We start from the raw sequence: 5813 nt of genomic DNA, 5'->3' as shown, positions 1-5813 counted from the left end.
TGCGAAGTGGCGCAGGTATACTCAGAACCCTTGTTTTAGCTTATCAGCCCGGTTTGGAGTCGTTACCCCTCATGCAAGAAATTATGCAGTTTGCAAGCAATCACCCCATCCTCAGTCTGGCATGGGTTGCTTTACTCGTTCTCGTGATTGTGACCACCGTTAAAGGTATGTTCTCTAAAGTAAAAACCATCAGTCGTGGTGAAGCAACCCACCTGATCAACAAAGAGGACGCGGTGGTGGTAGACGTTCGTTCACGTGACGATTACCGCAAAGGACACATTTCAGGGGCAATTAACGTAGCGGCAGCAGACATTAAAAAAGAGAGCTTTGGCGAGCTGGAAAAGCACAAGTCACAGCACATAATTGTAGTTTGCGCCACCGGTCAAAGTGCGGGTGAATCTGCGGCTAAATTAAGCGCAGCAGGTTTTGAAAAAGTGTCCGTACTGAAAGATGGCGTGAGCGGCTGGAGCGGCGAAAATCTGCCGCTGGTGCGCGGTAAATAATTTCTCAGAGGTAACCAAATGGCGAACGTAGAGATTTACACCAAAGTCACTTGTCCTTATTGCCACCGTGCCAAGGCGTTATTAGATCAGAAAGGCGTGTCGTTCCAGGAGATTCCCATTGACGGGAACGCGGCGAAACGTGAAGAGATGATCCAACGCAGCGGCCGTACCACGGTGCCTCAGATTTTTATTGATGCGCAGCACATTGGCGGCTGCGATGATCTTTACGCGCTGGATGGGCGTCAAGGACTTGATCCTTTACTCCAGGCATAACTTTTCGATCAGACAATTTTAACTCACAGGATTTAGTCTCATGTCAGAACAAAGCAACAGCGAAATGCAGTTCCAGATTCAACGTGTTTACACCAAAGACGTCTCTTACGAAGCGCCAAACGCGCCGCAGGTTTTCCAGAAAGAGTGGGAGCCGGAAGTTAAATTGGATCTGGACACCGCCTCGTCTCAGCTGGCTGATGGCGTTTTTGAAGTGGTTCTGCGCGTTACCGTTACTGCTACCGTTGGTGAAGACACGGCATTCCTGTGTGAAGTCCAGCAGGCTGGTATCTTCACCATCAGCGGTATCGAAGGCACGCAAATGGCGCATTGCCTTGGTGCGTACTGCCCGAACATTCTGTTCCCGTATGCGCGTGAATGCGTTACCAGCTTGGTTTCTCGCGGTACCTTCCCGCAGCTCAACCTCGCGCCAGTTAACTTTGATGCGCTGTTCATGAACTATCTGCAGCAGCAAGGTGAAGGCGAAGCGCCACATCAGGATGCCTGATGACTACACTCAACGCTTCAATTAGCGTCATCGGTGCCGGTTCGTACGGCACCGCATTGGCCATCACGCTGGCCCGCAATGGCCATCCGGTTCTGCTTTGGGGCCACAATCCACAAAGCGTAGCGCAGCTGCAAGCTGACCGCTGTAATGCCGCTTTCCTGCCCGATGTCCCTTTCCCTGATAATCTCGTTCCTGAAGCCGATTTAGCCACTGTGGTTAGCGCCAGCCGCGATCTGCTAGTTGTGGTGCCAAGCCACGTATTTGGCGATGTGCTGACGCAGCTGAAACCGCATTTGCGTGCTGATTCACGTATCGTCTGGGCGACCAAAGGATTGGAGAAAGAGACAGGGCGATTGTTGCAGGATGTCGCGCGCGAGATTCTCGGTGATGCGATTCCTCTGGCGGTGATTTCCGGGCCAACCTTTGCAAAAGAGCTGGCAGCAGGTATGCCAACCGCGATTGCATTGGCGGCGACAGATGCGCAATTCGCTGAAGATCTGCAACAAAAGCTGCACTGCGGCAAAAGTTTCCGCGTCTACAACAATCAAGACTTCATCGGCGTGCAGTTAGGTGGCGCAGTGAAGAACGTGATTGCGATTGGTGCGGGGATTTCTGACGGCATCGGTTTTGGTGCGAATGCGCGTACCGCGTTAATCACCCGTGGCCTGACCGAAATGAGCCGCTTAGGTGCTGCATTAGGTGCCGATGCTACCACCTTTATGGGGATGGCAGGATTAGGCGATTTGGTGCTGACGTGTACCGATAATCAGTCACGCAACCGTCGTTTCGGCATGATGTTGGGACAAGGCGAGAGCGTTGATGAGGCGCAACGCATTATCGGACAAGTTGTAGAAGGTTACAGAAACACCAAAGAAGTCAAAGCATTGGCGGCGCGCGTAGGCGTAGAAATGCCAATCACCGAGCAGATTTATCAGGTGCTCTATTGCGGAAAATCAGCGCGAGAGGCAGCATTGACGTTACTTGGCCGTGCACGGAAGGACGAGAACAGCCAAAGCTGAAGCAGGATGCGACAGCGTCATCACCTGTAGCGCCCCATCAGGCGCTTTTTTTATCGGGAGCAAACAGCAATGTCGTCTGAAGAGTTAGAGCTGGTCTGGAACCATATCAAAGCCGAAGCCAGAGCGTTGGCTGACTGTGAACCGATGCTGGCCAGTTTTTACCATGCGACATTACTCAAGCACGAAAATCTCGGCAGCGCGCTCAGCTACATGCTGGCGAACAAGCTGGCGAACCCGATCATGCCCGCCATCGCCATTCGCGAAATCGTGGAAGAAGCTTATCGCGAAGACCCGGAAATGATTGTTTCTGCGGCCTACGATATTCAGGCGGTACGCCAGCGCGATCCCGCAGTTGATAAGTACTCAACGCCGTTGCTGTATCTGAAAGGCTTCCACGCGTTGCAGGCGTACCGCATTGGCAATTGGTTGTGGCGAGAAGGCCGCCGCGCGTTAGCGGTATATCTGCAAAACGAAATTTCCGTCTCTTTTGCTGTCGATATTCACCCGGCAGCACGCATTGGTCGCGGCATTATGCTGGATCACGCCACCGGTATTGTTATTGGTGAAACGGCAATTATCGAAAACGATGTTTCCATCCTGCAATCGGTGACGCTCGGCGGTACCGGTAAAACCAGCGGTGATCGTCATCCGAAGATCCGTGAAGGCGTGATGATTGGTGCGGGAGCCAAGATCCTCGGCAATATTGAAGTGGGGCGCGGCGCAAAAATCGGTGCCGGTTCTGTGGTGTTGCAGCCTGTGCCACCGCATACCACGGCGGCCGGTGTGCCAGCGCGTATCGTTGGCAAACCGACCAGTGATAAACCGTCAATGGATATGGATCAGCTGTTTAACGGCGCAGGTTTTGAGTACGGCGACGGCATCTAACCTTTGATCAGCGCGCCAGCATAATCGAGTTGGCGCCACGCTTCATACACCACCACCGACACCGCATTCGACAGATTCATGCTACGGCTTTCAGCCATCATCGGAATACGGATTTTCTGTTCTGCGGGTAACGCGTTGAGAATCTCTGTTGGCAAGCCACGGCTCTCTGGACCAAACAGCAAATAATCACCTTTCTGATAACTCACCGCGCTGTGCGCTGGCGTGCCTTTGGTGGTGAGCGCGAACAGACGTTGTGGTGCTTCAGCCGCCAAAAATGCCGCGTAATTCGCGTGCTTTTTCAAAGCGGTATATTCGTGATAATCCAATCCGGCGCGACGCAGACGCTTGTCATCCCAGGCAAAACCCAGCGGTTCAATCAGGTGTAATTGGAAACCAGTATTTGCACACAGGCGGATGATGTTGCCAGTATTTGGCGGGATTTCAGGTTCAAATAAGACAATGTTCAGCATAAATCGGCCCCCGGAAAACAGGGGCCGAAGCATAGCAAATTATTGGCGAGCGGAGTACAGCGGCAACCACAACGTCAGGCGCAAACCACCTAATGGGCTATCATCGGCTTTCACCCAACCGCGATGTTGCTGAATGGCGGTTTCAACAATCGCTAAGCCCAAACCGGTTCCGCCAGATTCGCGATCGCGTGCTTCATCGGTGCGGTAGAACGGACGGAAAATCTGCTCACGATCCTCAGGGCTGACGCCTGGGCCATCGTCATCGACATGAATGGTGATGCCTTCGATATCGACCGAGAAGCTGACGCTGATGTGTGAATTTGAATAGCGCAGCGCGTTACGCACGATATTCTCCAGCGCACTTTCCAACGCATGCGGATTACCGTACAGCGGCCACGGACCCGGTGGATAAGGCACATCCATCAGTTTGCCCATCTGCTCGGCTTCAAACTTGGCGTCTTCTAATACCCCGTTCCACAGCTGATTGGCTTTCATCGCTTCGCTAACCAGCGCGTTGTTGTGCTGCGTACGTGACAGCACCAGCAAATCGTTGATCATGCCATCCAGACGCTGCGCTTCGGTTTCGATGCGCTGTAGCTCTTTGCCTTCACCATTACGACGACGTAGTAAAGCTGTTGCCAGCTGCAAACGGGTTAATGGCGTGCGCAATTCGTGGCTGATATCGGATAGCAGGCGCTGTTGCGCTGTCATCATTCGTTCGAGCGCGCTCACCATTTGGTTGAAACTCGAACCCGCGGCAAGGAATTCCTGCGGACCTGATTCTAGTTCTGGATGTTGGCGCAAATTGCCGCTCGCCACTTCATCCGCCGCATGTTTAAGTTTGCGAGCGGGGCGCGCCAGGCTCCACGCCAGCCACAACAGCAGCGGAGAACTGATCAGCATGGTGACAATCAGCAATAGCAAAGGCCGATCGAACAGCAAATTGACGAAGTCGAGCTGCGAACTGGTCGCGGGTCGAATCAGGTAAAGCTGGTAGTTGTCTTCACCATCGCGTACCGCGAAAGGGCCAACCATTTCAACGCGACCGTACTTTTTCTTCTGCGGATGATCAGCATTATCAGACTGGCCGATAAAGTTACGGATGATCTGCATTTCATTGTGCTGTGCGCCAATCACACGGCCTTCGCTGGTCACTAATAGCAAGCGTTGACCCGGCGGCGCCCATTTGTCGATAGAGCGGAACAAACGGCGCCACCACATTAGGTCGTTCGGCGGATCTTGTGATAATTCCGCTTCAACATGCTGTTCAATCATGGTGCCTTGACGCTGTTCACTTTCCAGCAACGCGGTCATCTGGCGTGAATCGAGTTTCGGCACCATTAAAACCAGCATCAACACCAACGCTAGCGTGAGCCAGAAGATGGCGAAGATGCGGGTGGTTAAACTTCCAATCATGATGCCGAAACCATCAGATAGCCGCGTCCGCGTAGGGTTTTAAACCACGGATGACCATCACGACGTTCCGGCAATTTACGACGCAGGTTAGAAATGTGCATATCAATAGCGCGGTCAAACGGCGTTAGACGCTTGCCCAGCACTTCCTGGCTGAGATGCTCACGCGAAACTACCTGACCGAGATGCTGAGCCAGCAAGTAGAGCAGAGTGAATTCGGTGCCGGTGAGATCCAGCGTTTCGCTGTCGAAACTGGCTTCCTGGCGACCTGGATTCAGGCGCAGGCAATCCACTTCCAGCGTTGGTGAGCTATTGTCGTGCTGTTGTTGTTGCTCGCTCCAGTTGGAACGGCGCAAAATGGCACGAATACGCGCCACCAGTTCGCGATCGTTAAAAGGTTTAGGCAGATAGTCGTCCGCGCCGAGTTCAAGGCCGAGAACGCGATCCAGTTCGCTACCGCGTGCGGTCAGCATAATGACCGGAGTTTGATGCTGTTGGCGTAGTTCTTTCAAAGTGTCGATACCGTTCTTCTTCGGCATCATCACATCAAGCAATAACAAGTCTACGGTGTTGTCCAGCAGGTTAAGCGCTTGCTCACCATCGCTTGCCACAATCACCTCAAAACCTTCCATCTCAAGCAGTTCTTTAAGCAGCGAAGTTAATTCGCGGTCGTCATCAACCAACAGGATTTTATTCATTTTTTATTGCCCTCCGCAGGCAAAATACCGTGTTCCTTGACTTGCAA

Annotated in this window: 8 protein-coding genes; 5 read left to right on the top strand and 3 right to left on the bottom strand. The window is 52.9% G+C overall.

Translation table 11 applies throughout. The features are described from left to right. Positions 1-71: 71 nt before the first annotated feature. The 5 genes from ABDW13_RS23130 to cysE all read left to right on the top strand — a co-directional run bounded on the left by ABDW13_RS23130 (position 72) and on the right by cysE (position 3185). Positions 72-503, top strand: coding sequence for a rhodanese-like domain-containing protein (locus ABDW13_RS23130; RefSeq protein WP_008109709.1), 432 nt, complete (start codon positions 72-74; stop codon positions 501-503). Positions 504-521: 18 nt separating this feature from the next. After that, on the top strand, positions 522-776 hold the full coding sequence (grxC, locus tag ABDW13_RS23125) for a glutaredoxin 3 (protein WP_007885328.1): 255 nt from the start codon (positions 522-524) through the stop codon (positions 774-776). A 40-nt stretch (positions 777-816) separates the two neighbouring features. After that, positions 817-1281, top strand: a complete 465-nt coding sequence (secB, locus tag ABDW13_RS23120) for a protein-export chaperone SecB (RefSeq protein WP_343554845.1) — start codon at positions 817-819, stop codon at positions 1279-1281. Continuing rightward, on the top strand, positions 1281-2300 hold the full coding sequence (gpsA, locus tag ABDW13_RS23115; protein ID WP_343554844.1) for an NAD(P)H-dependent glycerol-3-phosphate dehydrogenase: 1020 nt from the start codon (positions 1281-1283) through the stop codon (positions 2298-2300). Before secB ends, gpsA begins: the two co-directional genes overlap by 1 nt. Before the next feature lie 69 nt (positions 2301-2369). Next, positions 2370-3185 (top strand): serine O-acetyltransferase, encoded by an 816-nt coding sequence (gene cysE / locus ABDW13_RS23110; protein WP_343554843.1) that lies wholly within the window; start codon positions 2370-2372, stop codon positions 3183-3185. Here the strand turns inward: cysE and trmL are convergent. From trmL to cpxR, 3 genes are read right to left on the bottom strand one after another with little or no spacing between them, the layout of a single operon-like run. After that, on the bottom strand, positions 3182-3655 hold the full coding sequence (gene trmL / locus ABDW13_RS23105; protein WP_343554842.1) for a tRNA (uridine(34)/cytosine(34)/5-carboxymethylaminomethyluridine(34)-2'-O)-methyltransferase TrmL: 474 nt from the start codon (positions 3653-3655) through the stop codon (positions 3182-3184). The genes cysE and trmL overlap by 4 nt on opposite strands. 39 nt (positions 3656-3694) lie before the next feature. Continuing rightward, positions 3695-5071: an envelope stress sensor histidine kinase CpxA gene (gene cpxA / locus ABDW13_RS23100; protein WP_343554841.1), complete on the bottom strand. Its 1377-nt coding sequence runs from the start codon at positions 5069-5071 to the stop codon at positions 3695-3697. Next, positions 5068-5766 (bottom strand): envelope stress response regulator transcription factor CpxR, encoded by a 699-nt coding sequence (gene cpxR / locus ABDW13_RS23095; protein WP_007885339.1) that lies wholly within the window; start codon positions 5764-5766, stop codon positions 5068-5070. The genes cpxA and cpxR overlap by 4 nt, the downstream gene beginning before the upstream one ends. Between the last annotated feature and the right edge of the window lie 47 nt (positions 5767-5813).

This window comes from Pantoea sp., from assembly GCF_039594315.1.
GTDB lineage: Bacteria > Pseudomonadota > Gammaproteobacteria > Enterobacterales > Enterobacteriaceae > Pantoea.
The sequence above is the reverse complement of the archived record's forward strand: the minus strand, read 5'-3'. Positions and strand labels throughout refer to the sequence as shown.

Excerpts from the sequence above, each read along its gene's own strand:
- cpxA (WP_343554841.1), bottom strand. The coding sequence starts at position 5,071 with ATGATTGGAAGTTTAACCACCCGCATCTTCGCCATCTTCTGGCTCACG.
- cysE (WP_343554843.1), top strand. The coding sequence starts at position 2,370 with ATGTCGTCTGAAGAGTTAGAGCTGGTCTGGAACCATATCAAAGCCGAA.
- ABDW13_RS23130 (WP_008109709.1), top strand. The coding sequence starts at position 72 with ATGCAAGAAATTATGCAGTTTGCAAGCAATCACCCCATCCTCAGTCTG.
- secB (WP_343554845.1), top strand. The coding sequence starts at position 817 with ATGTCAGAACAAAGCAACAGCGAAATGCAGTTCCAGATTCAACGTGTT.
- gpsA (WP_343554844.1), top strand. The coding sequence starts at position 1,281 with ATGACTACACTCAACGCTTCAATTAGCGTCATCGGTGCCGGTTCGTAC.
- cpxR (WP_007885339.1), bottom strand. The coding sequence starts at position 5,766 with ATGAATAAAATCCTGTTGGTTGATGACGACCGCGAATTAACTTCGCTG.
- grxC (WP_007885328.1), top strand. The coding sequence starts at position 522 with ATGGCGAACGTAGAGATTTACACCAAAGTCACTTGTCCTTATTGCCAC.
- trmL (WP_343554842.1), bottom strand. The coding sequence starts at position 3,655 with ATGCTGAACATTGTCTTATTTGAACCTGAAATCCCGCCAAATACTGGC.